10 protein-coding genes are annotated in these 14,333 nt (G+C 69.7%); 3 read left to right on the forward strand and 7 right to left on the reverse strand.

What is annotated here, in order from left to right; translation table 11 throughout:
* Nucleotide 1 precedes the first annotated feature (1 nt).
* The 7 genes from tssH to tssA form a co-directional block, all read right to left on the reverse strand.
* Entirely contained in the window at nucleotides 2–3,739 is a 3,738-nt protein-coding gene (gene tssH / locus LG391_RS19625; protein WP_225769725.1) for a type VI secretion system ATPase TssH, read from the reverse strand.
* Nucleotides 3,703–5,589, reverse strand: a complete 1,887-nt coding sequence (tssF, locus tag LG391_RS19630) for a type VI secretion system baseplate subunit TssF (protein WP_225769726.1) — start codon at nucleotides 5,587–5,589, stop codon at nucleotides 3,703–3,705. Before tssF ends, tssH begins: the two co-directional genes overlap by 37 nt.
* Nucleotides 5,589–6,095: a type VI secretion system baseplate subunit TssE gene (tssE, locus tag LG391_RS19635; protein WP_225769727.1), complete on the reverse strand. Its 507-nt coding sequence runs from the start codon at nucleotides 6,093–6,095 to the stop codon at nucleotides 5,589–5,591. The genes tssF and tssE overlap by 1 nt, the downstream gene beginning before the upstream one ends.
* Nucleotides 6,096–6,155: 60 nt before the next feature.
* Nucleotides 6,156–6,689 (reverse strand): type VI secretion system tube protein Hcp, encoded by a 534-nt coding sequence (locus tag LG391_RS19640; protein WP_225769728.1) that lies wholly within the window; start codon nucleotides 6,687–6,689, stop codon nucleotides 6,156–6,158.
* 99 nt (nucleotides 6,690–6,788) lie between these two features.
* Entirely contained in the window at nucleotides 6,789–8,291 is a 1,503-nt protein-coding gene (gene tssC, locus LG391_RS19645; RefSeq protein ID WP_225769729.1) for a type VI secretion system contractile sheath large subunit, read from the reverse strand.
* Nucleotides 8,292–8,293: 2 nt separating this feature from the next.
* Nucleotides 8,294–8,848, reverse strand: coding sequence for a type VI secretion system contractile sheath small subunit (tssB, locus tag LG391_RS19650; protein ID WP_225769730.1), 555 nt, complete (start codon nucleotides 8,846–8,848; stop codon nucleotides 8,294–8,296).
* Between the two features lie 34 nt (nucleotides 8,849–8,882).
* Nucleotides 8,883–9,875 (reverse strand): type VI secretion system protein TssA, encoded by a 993-nt coding sequence (gene tssA / locus LG391_RS19655; protein WP_225769731.1) that lies wholly within the window; start codon nucleotides 9,873–9,875, stop codon nucleotides 8,883–8,885.
* A 300-nt stretch (nucleotides 9,876–10,175) separates the two neighbouring features.
* On the opposite strand from tssA, the gene tssK reads away from it, so the two are divergent.
* From tssK to icmH, 3 genes are all read left to right on the forward strand, one after another.
* Nucleotides 10,176–11,513 carry a type VI secretion system baseplate subunit TssK gene (gene tssK, locus LG391_RS19660; protein ID WP_225769732.1) on the forward strand — a complete coding sequence of 446 codons (1,338 nt, stop codon included), beginning with the start codon at nucleotides 10,176–10,178 and terminating at the stop codon, nucleotides 11,511–11,513.
* Between the two features lie 66 nt (nucleotides 11,514–11,579).
* Nucleotides 11,580–13,037, forward strand: coding sequence for a type VI secretion system-associated FHA domain protein TagH (gene tagH / locus LG391_RS19665; RefSeq protein ID WP_225769733.1), 1,458 nt, complete (start codon nucleotides 11,580–11,582; stop codon nucleotides 13,035–13,037).
* Complete coding sequence (gene icmH, locus LG391_RS19670; protein WP_225769734.1) at nucleotides 13,021–14,325, forward strand: type IVB secretion system protein IcmH/DotU; 1,305 nt, start codon at nucleotides 13,021–13,023, stop codon at nucleotides 14,323–14,325. Before tagH ends, icmH begins: the two co-directional genes overlap by 17 nt.
* Nucleotides 14,326–14,333 lie beyond the last annotated feature (8 nt).

The raw sequence follows: 14,333 nt of genomic DNA on the forward strand, positions 1-14,333 counted from the left end.
TTCAGTCGAGGGTTGGAGAGGGTTCGGCGACCAGGCGGTCGGCGATGTTCAGGGCGAATGCGCCGTCTACGACGTCGAGATGCAGCGGGCCGATCTGCCGGCCCTCGCGCTGCTCCGCAAGAATGTGCCGGCTGATCGTGGGCAGCAGCGTGCCGGTCAGGATGGCGTCGACCATCCGCCCGCCGGTGTCGACCTGGCGCGCGCGGGCGGCGACCGTCTCGGCGACATCGTCGCCGAAGGTCAGCGGCACCTTGTGCGCCTGCATCATGCGGTCGGCGATCCGCTCCAGCCGCAGGCGCACGATGCGGTCCAGCATGCCGTCGCTGAGCGCGTAGTAGGGGATGACGGTCATGCGGCCCAGCAGGGCCGGCGGGAAGACCTCGCGCAGCGGCCGGTGCAGCGCACTCTCCAGCACCTCCGGCTCCGGCCGCGCCTCGGCGGCGCACAGCCTGGCGATCTGCTCGCCACCGACATTCGAGGTCAGCAGGATCAGCGTGTTGCGGAAGTCGATCTTCCGCCCCTCGCCATCCTCCATCACGCCCTTGTCGAAGACCTGGAAGAAGATCTCGTGGACGTCCGGATGCGCTTTCTCGATCTCGTCGAGCAGGATCACCGCATGCGGCCGCCGGCGCACCGCCTCGGTCAGCACGCCGCCCTGGCCGTAGCCGACATAGCCCGGCGGGGCGCCCTTGAGCGAGGAGACCGTGTGCGCCTCCTGGAATTCGCTCATGTTGATCGTGATCAGGTTGCTCTCGCCGCCCAGCAGGGTGTCGGCCAGCGCCAGCGCCGTCTCGGTCTTGCCGACGCCAGACGGACCGCACAGCAGGAAGACGCCGATCGGCTTGGCCGGATCGTCCAGGCCGGCGCGGCTGGTCTGCACCCGCTGGGCGATCGCCTCCATGGCGTGGTCCTGGCCGACGACGCGCCGGCCCAGGGCCTCGGCGAGGGAGAGCAGGGTGGTGGCCTCGTCCTTCAGCAGGCGGCCGACCGGGATGCCGGTCCAGTCCTGCACCACGGCGGCCACGGCGTTGCGGTCGACCCGGTCGAGCACCAGCGGCGCCTCCTCCTGGATCTCGCGCCATTCGCCGTCGAGCCGCCGCAACTCGGCCGGATCGGCGTTACGATCGGCGCGGAGCGCGGCCCGGGCCCGCTGGATCTCCTCGACCAGGCTGCGCTCGGCCTGCCAGCGGACGTCGAGCCGCGCCGCCTCCTGCCTCGCCTCCTCCAGCGCCTCTTCCACCTCCGCCCGGCGCTCGCCGACATCGCCGCCGTCGGCCTCCTCGCGGCCGAGCATCTCCAACTCCAGCGTCAGGGCGTCGATCCGCTGCCGCTCATGCTCCAGCCGGTCGGGCCGGGCATGGCGGCTGACGGCAACGCGGGCGCAGGCGGTGTCCAGCAGGCTCAGCGACTTGTCCGGCAGCTGGCGGGCCGGGATGTAGCGCCGCGACAGTGCGACCGCGGCCTCCACCGCCTCGTCCAGGATCTCGACGCCGTGATGCGCCTCCAGCGTCCGCACCATGCGGCGCATCATGGTGACGGCCTCCGGCTCGTCCGGCTCGGCCACCGGGATGGCCTGGAAGCGCCGACTCAGCGCCGGGTCCTTCTCGATGTAGCGCTTGTACTCGGCCCAGGTGGTGGCGCCGATGGTCCGCAGCGTGCCGCGGGCCAAGGCGGGCTTCAGCATGTTGGCGGCGTCGCCGGTGCCTTCCTGGCCGCCGGCGCCGATCAGCGTGTGCGCCTCATCGATGAACAGGATCACCGGATGCGGCGCCGCCTGGACCTCGGCGATGACGTCCCGCAGGCGCTGCTCGAACTCGCCCTTCACCCCGGCGCCCGCCTGCACCAGGCCGAGGTCGAGCGCGTGCAGGGCGACGTCGCGCAGCGGCGCCGGCACCTCGCCGGCCGTGATCCTGAGCGCCAGGCCCTCGACGATCGCGGTCTTCCCGACGCCGGCCTCGCCGGTCAGGATCGGGTTGTTCTGCCGCCGCCGCATCAGCACGTCGATGATCTGCCGGATCTCGGGGTCGCGGCCGATCACCGGGTCCAGCTTGCCGGCCCGGGCGCTCGCGGTCAGGTCCACGGTGTAGCGCGCCAGGGCGCCGCCACGCCCGCCGGACGCCGCCGAGGGCGTCGCCCCGTCCGCCGCTTCCACCGGCGCTTGCGCGGCCGTGGCCTCGGGCGAGCCGCGGGTGATCGCCTCGAACCCGTCGCGCAGCCGATCCAGCGCCAGCTTGCCGAATTCGGGGGAGATCGCGAGCAGGACCTGGCTGAGAGGGCGGCTCGCCAGGCAGCCATAGAGCAGATGGCCGGAGCGGATGCGGTCGTCGCCAAAGGCCAGGGTCGCGACCAGCCAAGCCTCCTGCGTCGCGTCCTCGATATGCTGCGACAGGTCGGAGACGGCGGTGGCGCCCCGCGGCAGCCGGTCCAGCGCGCGGGTCAGGTCGCGCGCCAGGATGCCGGGGTCGACGCCGAAGCTGCGCAGGATCCGCCCGAAATCGGAATCGGCGACCTCGTTCAACTGGTGCAGCCAGTGGACCAGCTCGACATAGGCGTTGCCGCGCAGCTTGCAGAACGCGGTGGCGCTCTCGATCGCGGCGTAGCAGGGCGCGTTCAGCTTGCTGAACAGGTTCCGGCGGCTGATGCCCGTCATCACGGACTCCACGAGGCTGTTTCGGGGGATGCCGCTTCCGTCGGGGCGGGAGGGGGGGGTGGTCGTCAGGTCGTCGGCATGGCGGCGCGAGCGGCGCTTGCCCATCCAGCCGGTCCAGCCGAGCCGGCCGCTGCGGCCCAGCCGGGCCGCCGGCACCTCGTCGCGGCGCAGGACCAGGTTGACCTCCCAGTCCAGCTCGTCGCCGAGATAGTTGCGGATGACATGGGCCATCTTGTCGAGGCCGGGGGCGCCGGGCAGCAGCCGCTCGTACTGGGCCAGGTCGAGCGGGCCGATGACGATGCGGAACCGGTGGTGATAGACCCGGATCTGGGCGCCGGCGGTGGCGGTGCTGCCCAGCGTGCCGGTGCCCGGGTCGCGGCCCAGCAGGCACAGCGCGTCGCGCGGCAGCTGGACCCATTTCGGCACGAATTCGCGGATCTCGACCGGTGCCGCGAAGAAGCTGGCGAGGATGGCGCCCAGCCCCTCGGCGTTGCGGGTGTGCGAGGCGAGCCGGCCGGTGAAATGGACCTTGGCCAGGTCGGGCATGGCGTCCCGGCCTTGCAGCGACTCCATGCCGAAGCCGGCAAGGGCGCCGAGCTGCAGCGCGAAGCGGTCCTGCTGCGGCCGGTCGTGGCTCACCGTCGGCTCGCTCTCCGCCCAGGCGCGGAAGAACAGCGAGGCCATGCGGTGGTGGAAGATGTCGGCGAAGCGGACCAGCGTCTCGTCGGCGGCGTTGTGCTGCCGCAGATGGGCGTATTCCGTCAGGTGCAGCGGCAGCGGACCGTTCGGCCCGAACAGCCCGAACACATAGGTGGCAAGCCGGGCGGGGCCATCCTCCTCCTCGGGCTCGGTCAGGCCCGCGATCGGCCGGGTCGGGAAGGCCAGCGCCGGCTGTTGCCCGATCCGCACCCGGTCCTGGTCCGGCCGGCTCGATTCCCCCAGCCTCGGGCGGTCGGGGCACAGGGCATCGATCCGCCGCAGCGTCTGGAAGACGTCGAAGGCGTGCGGTTCGGCCGCGACCGCGTCGAGGAAGTTGTCGAGGGCGTCCGGCATCACACCACCGCCCGGCGGCCGATCATCGGCGGCCATCGCATCACCTCCCCGCGCTGCAGGGTCGACAGCACCATCTCGGTGAAGCCGTTGATGGAGACGTATTTCGCGAAAAACTGGTTCAGCACTGAGGCCAGCGGGAAGATGCCGACGCCTTCGAAGGCGGCCTCGTCGAGGGTGACGCCGATCTCGATCCCGCGCGCCACCGCGGCCTGCCCGCCGCCCGGCAGGCGCCGGACCACAGGCTTGGACCGGACGTCCCGGACGCCGTCGATCTGCCGCGCGGCGGAGGCGTCGTCGGGATCGACATAGAGGCGCAGCAACTCCCGCAGCGCCTCGGCACCCTGGTGGTCGGGCCGGTCGGAATTGGTGATCGACAGGTGGTTCAGCGACAGATGGCTGATCAGCTTCCAGGCAACGTCACCATGGGCGAAGGACGGCCGCGGCCGGCTCGGCAGCGACAGGCAGCGGACGCTGGTCACCGGGGCGCCGATCTCCAGCGTGAAGTCGGTCTCGCCCCGGCCGATGGGCAGCAGCAGAGGCAGATCCCGGTTCGAGCACAGGCAGCGCAGCGACAGCTGGCGCAGATCGGCGGAATAGGGGGCGGCGTGGCGGTCGACCAGGGAGACGAAGGTCTCGCTGCCGATATAGCCCGTCCGCGTGCCGTTCACGCGCTGGTGCTCGGACAGCAGGCGCTGCTCACGCCGCACCGTGTAGTAGCTGGAATGCTGCTCCCGCCGCCCGTGCTCCTGGATGCTGTAGAAGGGCAGGAACGGCACCGGCGCCGCGTCGCTGCTCTCGCCCTCGCCGCTCATCTCCAGGATCGAGTGCAGCTCGATGTCGAGCGGCCGGATCCGGTCGACCACCACATGGTGCTCGTAATGCTTGTCGCTGACATGGATCCGGTCGGCCTGGCGCTCGAACAGGTTGACCGCCGGGGTCGCGAACAGGGCGATGTTCTGCGGGCCGAGATGGCGCTCCAGCCGCGGCTCGGCGCGGCCCAGCGCGAACACGATCTCCAGCTCCTCGGTGGTCGACAGCGCCATCGCATCGGCCATCCCGCCGAGCTCGACGAACAGCGTCCGGTCTGCGAGCGCGAAGTATTCCTGCAGCAGCCGGTAGCCGTCGAAGGAGCGCGGGACCTCCGGCAGCAGCGACCAGCCCGGCTCCAGCCCGACCTGCCGCAGCGCCTGCCGCGGGATCGTTTCCTGCCAGGGCACGGGCCGGCTCAGCGGCCGGGCGACGATGGCTCGGGTGTCGGCGATCAGCTGCTCGGCCAGGGTCGCGCCGATGCCGCCGGGGCCGGTCAGATGCAGCGTCAGCGCCCTCAACGCCAGCTTGTTGAAGGGCAGCCCGTTGGTCGTCCGCAGCCGCAGGCGCAGCGCCGCTTTCACCGCCTGCCGGCCGGGCAGGTGCAGCGCCGAGAGCTGGCCCGGCGTCGCGTAGTAGTCGACCCCGCTGACCACGACCGGCCAGAGATGGACGTCGTGGGCGGTGCGGAACTCGCAATGGGTCACGGCGCCGGGAGCGAGCTGGCTCAAGAGCTTGGTCCCGCGCGGCACCAGATACCCGTTCTCCAGCCGGCCGGCCTCCGGGTCCGGCTCGAACCGGACGATCGCCATCGATGGCACCGGCGGCAGGAAATGCGGATAGACCAGCTCCAGCAGATGCTGGGTGAAATCCGGGAAGCGCGACTGCAGCTTCAGCTGAACCCGCGCTGCCATGAAGGCGAAGCCTTCGAGCAGCCGCTCGACATAGGGGTCGGCGACCTCGGTCGTCTCCATGCCGAGCCGGCCGGCGACCTTGGGGAAGGCGCGGGCGAACTCGGCCCCCATGTCGCGCATATAGGCGAGCTCGTCGTTGTAGAGGCGCAGCAGCCGGGGGTCCATCAGCCGTTCTCCGCGCCCAGCTCGACGACGCGGACGAAGTCGAGCTCGCGGTCGACCTCGGTGCGCATCACCATGCGCAGCGGCACCGGATGGGCCCACAGATCAGCCTCGATCCGGAAATGGAGCGAGCCGGTATCCTGCCCGTCCTCGATCGCCGTCACCCGCAGGCTGTCGGGCAGGAGCCGGGGCTCGAAGCGGTGCAGGCTGGCGACAATCTCCTGCCGCAGGGCGTTCGCGTCGACGCCTTCACGGATATGCCCGCCCAGCGGCCAGATGCCGTAGTTCAGCGTGCTAGCGGCGACATGGGGATAGGGCTGAAGGTCCACGGTCGCGGCCAGCTGGTTGGTGTTCAAGAGCCAGGAGATGTCGCGCAGGATCACCTCCCGCAGCTGGCGCACCGAGAAGCTGCGCCGGTCCTGCGCTTCGGTCGTGCTGCGTGGATGGTCGTCGGTCAGCCGGTCGAGAAGCGACGGCTGGACCAGGTCCCGCTTGGCGGCTCGGGCCATGATTCACCTGGGGATGGTCGGGGAAGGGCGACCGGCCGGTGCCGGCCGGTCGCGATGCCGTCAGGCGACGAGCTTGGTGAAGTCGGTACTGTTGGCGATCTGGTTCCAGATGCCCTCTCCCTGCTTGGTCAGGGCACCCTTGTCGTTCTGCTTGTAGTAGATGACTTTGCAGGCGCCGAACCGGAAGGTGACCGTCTCCTCCGGCGCTTCCTCGGCGTAGGACCACTCGACCTTCTCGACCGCCAGCATGTTGAAGGTCCAGTGCAGGAACAGGTTGGTGCCGGACGTGCCGGTGCCGGAGCCCGTCGCCTTGAACAGCTTCAGGTCGACATTGCTGAAATGGGCGCCGCGGCCGCACGCCACGTAGAGGTGGGGAGAGGCCGTATCCACCTGCTTCTTGACGGTGAATACCTCGAACTCGGCCTTCCCGGACCCGGCGCCGCTGGTGTGGGGGCCGATGTTGAGCTTGTTCTCGAGCGAGAAGCTCCATTCATCGGCCAGCGTGATGCCGTCCTTCAGAATGAGGGATTCGCCCTTGGGCTGGATGCCGTCCTTGGACGCCTGGGTGAACACCATGACCGCGTCGAACGCCATGTTCGTCTTCCTTCATCTGGTGGTTTGCAATGGGGTTGGAGTCTGTCGGGGGCGATCAGCTGTGCCGCATGCGACCTCCTTCCGCGGATCGGCGGATTGTCAGTCCTTGCGGGCCGACGGCAGGCGCGACACCAGCCGCAGCGAGATGGTCAGGCCCTCAAGCTGGTAATGCGGCCGCAGGTAGAAGCGGGCGGTGTAGTAGCCGGGGTTGTCCGCGACCTCCTCGACCTTGACCTCGGCCGAGGACAGCGGCTGCTGCGCCTTGCTCTCCTCGCTGCCCAGCTCGGGCGACGGGTGGACGTAGCCCTGGATCCACTGGTTGAGCCATTCCTCGACCTCGTGGCGTTCCTTGAAGGTGCCGATCTTGTCGCGGACCATGCACTTCAGGTAATGGGCGAAGCGGCAGGTCGCGAAGATATAGGGCAGCCGGGCGCTCAGCTCGGCATTGGCCGAGGCGTCCGGATCCTCGTATTTGACCGGCTTGTTGACGGTCTGGGCACCGATGAAGACGCCGAGATCGGTGTTCTTCCGGTGCAGCAGCGGCAGCAGGCCGTTCTTGGACAGCTCGGCCTCGCGCCGGTCGCTGATGGCGATCTCGGTCGGGCATTTCAGGTCGACGCCGCCGTCGTCGCTGGGGAAGGTGTGGACCGGCAGGTCCTCGACCAGGCCGCCGGATTCGACGCCGCGGATCCGCGACAGCCAGCCATACAGCTTGAACGAGCGTGTGATGTTCACGCCCATGGCGTAGGCGGCGTTGGTCCAGAGATACTTGGCGCTGTCGCCGCCGTCCGATTCCTCCTCGAAGGCGAACTCGTCGACCGGATTGGTCTTGGCGCCATACGGCAGGCGCCCCAGGGTGCGCGGCATGGTCAGCGCCACGTAGCGGGAATTCTCGCTGTCGCGGAAGGACCGCCAGGCCGCATGCTCCGGCGTCAGAAAGATCTTGGTGATGTCGCGTGGATTGGCCAGCTCGCGCCAGGAGTCCATCTGCAGCAGATGCGGCGACGCGGCGGAGATGAACGGCGCATGGCTGGCCGCCGCGATCTGCGACACAGCCGACAGCAGCTCGACATCCGGCGGGGTGTGGTCGAAGTAATAGTCGCCGATCAGGCAGCCATAGGGCTCGCCGCCGATCTGGCCGTATTCTTCCTCGTAGATCTTCTTGAACAGCGGGCTCTGGTCCCAGGCGATGCCCTTGTACTTGCGCAGCGTGCGCGACAGCTCCTTCTTCGAGATCGGGAAGACGCGGATCTTCAGCGTCTCGTCGGTCTCGGTGTTGAAGACCAGATGATGCAGGCCGCGCCAGGCCGATTCCAGCGCCTGGAAGTCCTCGTGATGCAGGACCTCGTTGATCTGCGCCGACAGCTTCTCGTCGATCGACGCGATGATCGACTGGATGGTGTCGACGACATCGTCGCTGATCACCGAGGTGTTGCGCAGGGCCTGCTCGGCCAGGGTGCGGACGGCGGTCTCCACCGCCTCCTGGGCCTGGTCCGACCGAGTCCGAAACTCTCGCTGCAGCAGGCTGGCGAAATCGCCGGGATCGACCGTGGTGGCCGGGGCGGCCTGCGCCTCGGCGGTCCTGGTGACTGCGGACGACATGGTCAGTTCTCCTCCGTCTCGGGGGCCGGGGACGGAAGCGCGTCCGTCTTCTCCTCGGGGGCTTCGGGTTTGGGCGCGCGGCCGAGGGCGCTGAGCAGCGCCGGGTCGGCCAGCAACCGGGCGACCAGCTCCTCGGCGCCGTTCTTGCCGTCCATGTAGGTCAAGAGGTTGGACAGTTGTGTCCGCGCCTCGAGCAGCCGGTTCAGGCTCTCGACCTTGCGGGCCACCGCCGCCGGCGAGAAATCCTCCATGCTCTCGAAGGTCAGATCGACTGCCAACTGGCCCTCGCCGGTGAGCCGATTCGGCACCCGCAGCGCCACCCGCGGCTTCAGGGACCGGAGCCGGTCATCGAAATTGTCGATGTCGATCTCCATCATCTTGCGATCTGCCACCGGGGGCAGCGGCTCGGTCGGGTTGCCGGCGAGGTCGGACATGACGCCGACGACGAAGGGCAACTGGACCTTCTTGTTGGAGCCGTAGGTCTCGACGTCGTATTCGATCTGGACCCGGGGCGCCCGGTTGCGCGCGATGAATTTTTGACTGCTCGCCTTTGCCATCTCTCATTCTCCTTGTCTGGGGCGGCTCCGGTCGTCAGGGGCTCTCGTCGGCCGCCAGGCCGGCGATCGAGCGGTAGTGGGCAGCGCCCTCGGGGGCGAGCTCCAGGAGCAGAGCCATGAAGTCCTTGGAGACCAGCCGCTTCGCTCGTTCCAGCAGAGCCGGCACCGGGCTGGCCGGCTCATTCGTCCGGTACCAGCGGCAGATTCGGTCGAGCATGCCGATGACGTCGTTGCGGTCGCGGATCTCGCCTGACAGGACGACCGTGGGGGGCGCTGTGCCTTCGGGGATCTCGGCCGCCGGCGCGGCGCTGGGCCGGTGGGCGTCGACCAGCTCCTTGCCTTGGCGCAGCAGAGCGATCAGCGGATCGAAGCGGACGGCCTCGGTGATGTCGACCCGCTGCTTGATGCCGGCATCCAGGCGGATCGCGGCGGCCAGGGCACCGTCGAGATCGGCGCCGGCCCGGTCGAGCTGGCCGGGATCGGTGTCGCCGAAGGCGCGCTCGACAGAGGCAGGGTCGATCTCGCCGGGCTGGGACCGCTGCGCCTCGATGCAGTCGCGCAGCGTGAAGCTGCCGAACTGCCGCGACGCCGTAAGGGGGACCTGGCGGATCTCCGCCATCAGCCCGGCCGGGTCGCAGAGATTGGCCAGGGTGTTGAGGCGCACGGTCTGGTCGTCGCCATCCTCCGCATCCGGCCGCGGATGCAGGTCCGGCCAGAACTGCTCGACATAGCCGGCGAGCAACTCGAGCCCCTGGCGCAGGCCGGCGAAGCCGGACTGGCTGAGGGCCGAGCGCGTCAGCAGCACGCCGATGCGCAGGTCCTTGCTGCGGCCGGCCAGCTCGAGGCCCAGGCGCCAGACCTCGCGCCAGTCCGGGGGCTCGTCGGCCGCGGTGGTGTCGCCGATCTGCTGGCCCGGCTTGCCCTGCGACGCCATCTCGAGCTCGAGGAAGCCCAGATCGTAGTCGAGGGCTTCTCCGCACGCGTCGCCATCGCTGACCGGTTGCAGCAGTTGATCTGCGTCGAGCATGACCATGTCCGTCACTACGGCTTTCCGGCTCTCGCCGCCTTCAGTCCCCGGCAGTAAAGGCAAGAAGATCCGGGGGAGGGGCGATCCTTCGATTTCGGAAATTTAGCGAAGCCCCGGCGCCGTACTGCATGCGCGATTGATATGCGGGCATGTTGCGGCGCGTGTGCCGCATCCCGATCCCGAATGATCGGATATCAACTGCGCATGCGAGGGAGGCGCCCGAACCCTTCAGAGTGTCCGCATTCCTGATCGCCGGCCCGGGCCCACGCCCGGGCGGCCTCGGATGAAGCGGAGCGCAGGATGTCTTGGGACAACAGGGTCGTCTGGTCGGAAGGGCTGTTCCTCCGGCCGCAGCATTTCCAGCAGAACGACCGCTATGTCGAAAAGCTTGTCCGCAGCCGGACGGCGGCCCTGCGCGGCTATGGCTGGGGCGTCACCGAGCTGCGACTGAACCGCGAGCTGCTCAGCCTCGGCAAGATCGCGATCGAGACGGCCCGCGGCGTCATGGAGGACGGCACGCCGTTCAGCATCCCCGACGACGCCGATCAGCCGGTCCCCTATGAAGTGCCGGAACATCTGCGAGATTCGCTGATCCACCTGGCGGTGCCGCTGTACCAGCCCGGGGCGGTCGAGACCGACGGGCGCGCCGCGACCGATGTGCCGATCCGCTTCGCGGTGGCGGACCAGGACCTGGTCGACACCAATGCCGGCGAGCGCGACGGCGCCTCGATCGAGGTGGCGCGGCTGCGTTTTCAGCTGCTGCCGGACGGGGCGGACCGGGCCGGCTTCTCCTGCCTGCCGATCGCGCGCCTGGTCGAGGTTCGGGCCGACCGGCAGGTCGTGCTCGACGAGACCCATATCCCGCCGACCATGGACTGCGCCGGCTCCCGCACCCTCGCCAACTTCATCACCGAGATCGCCGGCCTGCTGCATCATCGCGGTGAGGCCTTGGCCGCCCGGGTGTCGCAGTCGGGCACGCGCGGCGTGGCCGAGATCGCCGATTTCCTGCTGCTGCAGGCGGTCAACCGCTACGAGCCCTATTTCTCCCATCTCTCCGGCGCCGCGGTGGTGCATCCGGAATCGCTGTACGGCCTGATGGTCCAACTCGCCGGCGAGCTGGCGACCTATGCCCGGACCGAGAAGCGGCCGCCGGCCTTCGGCGGCTACAGGCACGAGGATCTCGCACTCAGTTTCCGGCCGGTGATCCAGTCGATCCGGGCCTCCCTCAGCGCCGTGCTGGAGCAGACGGCGGTGCCGGTGCCGCTGCGGCAGCACAAATACGGCGTCCACATCGCCGAGGTCGCCGACCGCTCGCTGTTCACGACCGCGACCTTCGTCCTGGCGGCCCGCGCCGATGTCGAGGTCGACCGGCTGCGCCGCGAGTTCCCGAGCCAGATCAAGATCGGCCCGGCCGAGAAGATCAAGGAGCTCGTCAACGTCGCGCTGCCGGGGATCATCATCAACCCGCTGCCGGTAGCGCCGCGGCAGATCCCCTTCCATGTCGGGGTCACCTATTTCGAGGTCGATCAGCAGAGCCCCTTCTGGAAGGACATGCGCCATTCCGGCGGCCTGGCGCTGCACGTCGCCGGCGACTTCCCGAACCTCGAAATGGCGCTCTGGGCCATCCGTGGCCAGTAGCAACCCGCAACCGACCAGGTGTCCCCCATGGCCCTCGTCCTCCGCGTAGACAGCCCAGACTCCAGCTTGCCCGAGACCGTCGGATCCGACGGCCTGGTCGAGGCCGAGGCGGCGCTGACCATCGGCCGGGCCGACGATAACGGCCTGGTCCTGCGCGATGCGCAGCAGATCATCTCGAAGCATCACTGCTCGATCGAGCCGGCGGAGGGCCGCTTCGTCCTGATCGACCGCAGCCGCAACGGCACCTTCCTGAACGACGAGGCGGAGGCGCTGCCGCGGGAGGTGCCGGTGACGCTCAAGACCGGCGACGTCATCCAGATCGGCAGCTATCGGATCGACGTCATCGCGGCGCCGGGCGCGGCGCCGGCCGTGGTCGAGGCCGACGAGCCGGAGCGCACCGCGCCTCCGGCGGAGGAACTGAGTTTCCTCGGCACGGTCCAGATGGCTCCCTCTCTCGGCGGCGTTTACGGCCGCATTCCGGGTGGCACGACCGGCCGGCGCGAGGAGCCGCTGCTCGGCGGAATCGACGGCGACCTGCTGCCGGCGCCGGGGGCGGGCATCGGCGCGCCGCTGGACCCGCCGGAGGACGACTGGGCTGCGATCCGCAAGCCGACGGCCTATGCGGATCACGTGCCGGAGCACGCCGTCGTCTTCGTGCAGCCGAAATCCGGGGTCGAGGCGATTCCCGACGACTGGGACCTGCTGGCGGAGCTCGGCGTGGCTCCGTCTGCGGCGGCAGCGCCGGCCTTCACCAGGGTCGACATCATCAGCCCGCCGGACGAGCCTCCCGAGGCCCCGCCGCCGCAGCCGGAGGCGCGGCAGGATCCGCCGCCCCGGCCGGTGGCGGAACCGCCCACCGGCCCGGGGGACGATCCTCACCGCGCCGCCGTCACGGCCTTCCTGGCCGCCTGCGGCCTATCGCCGGCGGATGTCGCGTCAGCCGACCTCACGGCGGTGATGGATCGGGCGGGACGAATGCTCCTGCATTCCGTGGCCGGTCTGCACGGCATCCTTTCGGCCCGCCAGCTGGCGAAGCAGGAGTTCGGCCTCGAGCGCACGATGATCGAGCGTTCCGGCAACAACCCGCTGAAGTTCACGCTGGGCGCGAAGGAGGCGATGCACACGCTCCTCTGCGTCGAGATCCCGGGCTTCATCCGCGGCGACGCGGCGGTCGAGCAGGCCTTCTCCGACATCAAGGCCCATGAGGTCGCGATGCTGGCGGCGCTGCAGGAGGCGCTGCGCAGCGTCTGCAACCGCCTGTCGCCGGCCTCGGTCGAGCGGGCGGTCGGGCAGGCCGGGTGGCACTGGCCCGGCACCCGGAAGGCGCGGGGCTGGGACGAGTACAGGCGGATCTTCGACGACGTGGTCTCCGGCCTCGAGAACGACGCGCTGCGCATCTTCGGCGACGACTTCGCGCGCGCCTATCGCGCCGGCACGGACAGCGGCCGGCGGCGACCGGAGCAGAGGGACACGCCCGGCGGCGTCCGCTCGCAAGGAAAAGGGCTGGATGGCGATGACGAGTGAGGAAACCGTCCTGATCCCGCGCGGCCCCGCCCGTCCCAATCCGGGCGGGCGGCTGACCCTGGTGCCGCCACCACCGTCGCCGGCCTCGCCCGCCGAGCGGTTCTGGGAGGCGCTGGCGCTCGACCGGCTCAGCCCGCTGGTTGCGGCCGCGGCGGCGCTGCTCGGTCTCTGCGCCCAGCTCAAGAACAGCACCAGCCACGCCGATGTCGAGGGACTGCGCCTCCGGGTGTTGCGTGAGATCGACGCCTTCGAGCGCCGGGTCACCCCGCTCGGCCTGGCGCCGCGGGCGATCAAGGCCAGCAAATACGCGCTCTGCGCCACGATCGACGACATCGTCCTGAACACGCCCTGGGGCAGCCGCAGCGTCTGGACCACACGCAGCATGGTCGGATCGCTGTTCAGCGAGACCTGGGGCGGCGACCGGTTCTTCGACCTGCTGACGCAGCTGAAGAAGGACCCGGGCGTCAATGTCGACCTGCTGGAACTGCTCTACTACTGCATGAGCCTGGGCTTCGAGGGCCGGTTCCGGGTCGCGGCCCGCGGCGCCTCCGAGCTCAGCGTCCTGCGCGAGGATGTCTACCGCCTGATCCGGGCAGCCCGCGGCGAGTTCGAGCGCGACATCTCCCCCCACTGGCGGGGGGTGGCTGCCGCCCGCAAGCTGCTGCGCAGCATCGTCCCGGCCTGGGTGGTCGGAGCGGCCGGCGCGGCGCTGCTGCTGCTGCTCTATGCCGGGCTGCTGTTCGCGCTGAACGCGCGGTCCGACCTGGCTTTCGACGACCTCGCCGCGCTGCCGCCGACCGGCGCGGTCAGCCTGGCTCGGGTGGCGCCGCCGCCGGTGATCGTGATGCGCGGCGACCGGCTGCGGCGCTTCCTCGAGCCCGAGATCCGCGAAGGTCTGGTCACGGTGGCCGAGGACGCGCAGCAGATCGTCGTCACCATCCGCGGCGCCGGCATGTTCGACTCCGCCAGCCCGACGGTGAAGAGCCAGTTCGAGCCGCTGCTGCTGCGGATCGGCGAGGCGCTGAACGACCAGCCGGGGGCGGTGCTGCTGACCGGGCACACGGACTCCACGCCGATCCGGTCGCTGGCCTTTCCGTCGAACTATCACCTGTCGGTCGCCCGCGCCAAATCGGTCGGCGAGATCATCAGGTCGAAGATGAACGAGCCCGGGCGGGTGCGCGAAGAAGGCCGGGGCAGCACCGAGCCGGTGGCGTCGAACGACACGCCGGAGGGCCGCCAGCAGAACCGCCGGACCGAAATCATCATCAGCAAGACGACGAACAGTTGAGGGGACGG

The organism is Inquilinus sp. Marseille-Q2685 (assembly GCF_916619195.1).
Classification (GTDB): Bacteria; Pseudomonadota; Alphaproteobacteria; order DSM-16000; family Inquilinaceae; genus Inquilinus.

Coding starts and splice junctions, on each gene's coding strand:
- tssH (WP_225769725.1), bottom strand. CDS start 3,739: ATGGCCGCCGATGATCGGCCGCCGGGCGGTGGTGTGATGCCGGACGCC.
- tssF (WP_225769726.1), bottom strand. CDS start 5,589: ATGGACCCCCGGCTGCTGCGCCTCTACAACGACGAGCTCGCCTATATG.
- tssE (WP_225769727.1), bottom strand. CDS start 6,095: ATGGCCCGAGCCGCCAAGCGGGACCTGGTCCAGCCGTCGCTTCTCGAC.
- LG391_RS19640 (WP_225769728.1), bottom strand. CDS start 6,689: ATGGCGTTCGACGCGGTCATGGTGTTCACCCAGGCGTCCAAGGACGGC.
- tssC (WP_225769729.1), bottom strand. CDS start 8,291: ATGTCGTCCGCAGTCACCAGGACCGCCGAGGCGCAGGCCGCCCCGGCC.
- tssB (WP_225769730.1), bottom strand. CDS start 8,848: ATGGCAAAGGCGAGCAGTCAAAAATTCATCGCGCGCAACCGGGCGCCC.
- tssA (WP_225769731.1), bottom strand. CDS start 9,875: ATGCTCGACGCAGATCAACTGCTGCAACCGGTCAGCGATGGCGACGCG.
- tssK (WP_225769732.1), top strand. CDS start 10,176: ATGTCTTGGGACAACAGGGTCGTCTGGTCGGAAGGGCTGTTCCTCCGG.
- icmH (WP_225769734.1), top strand. CDS start 13,021: ATGGCGATGACGAGTGAGGAAACCGTCCTGATCCCGCGCGGCCCCGCC.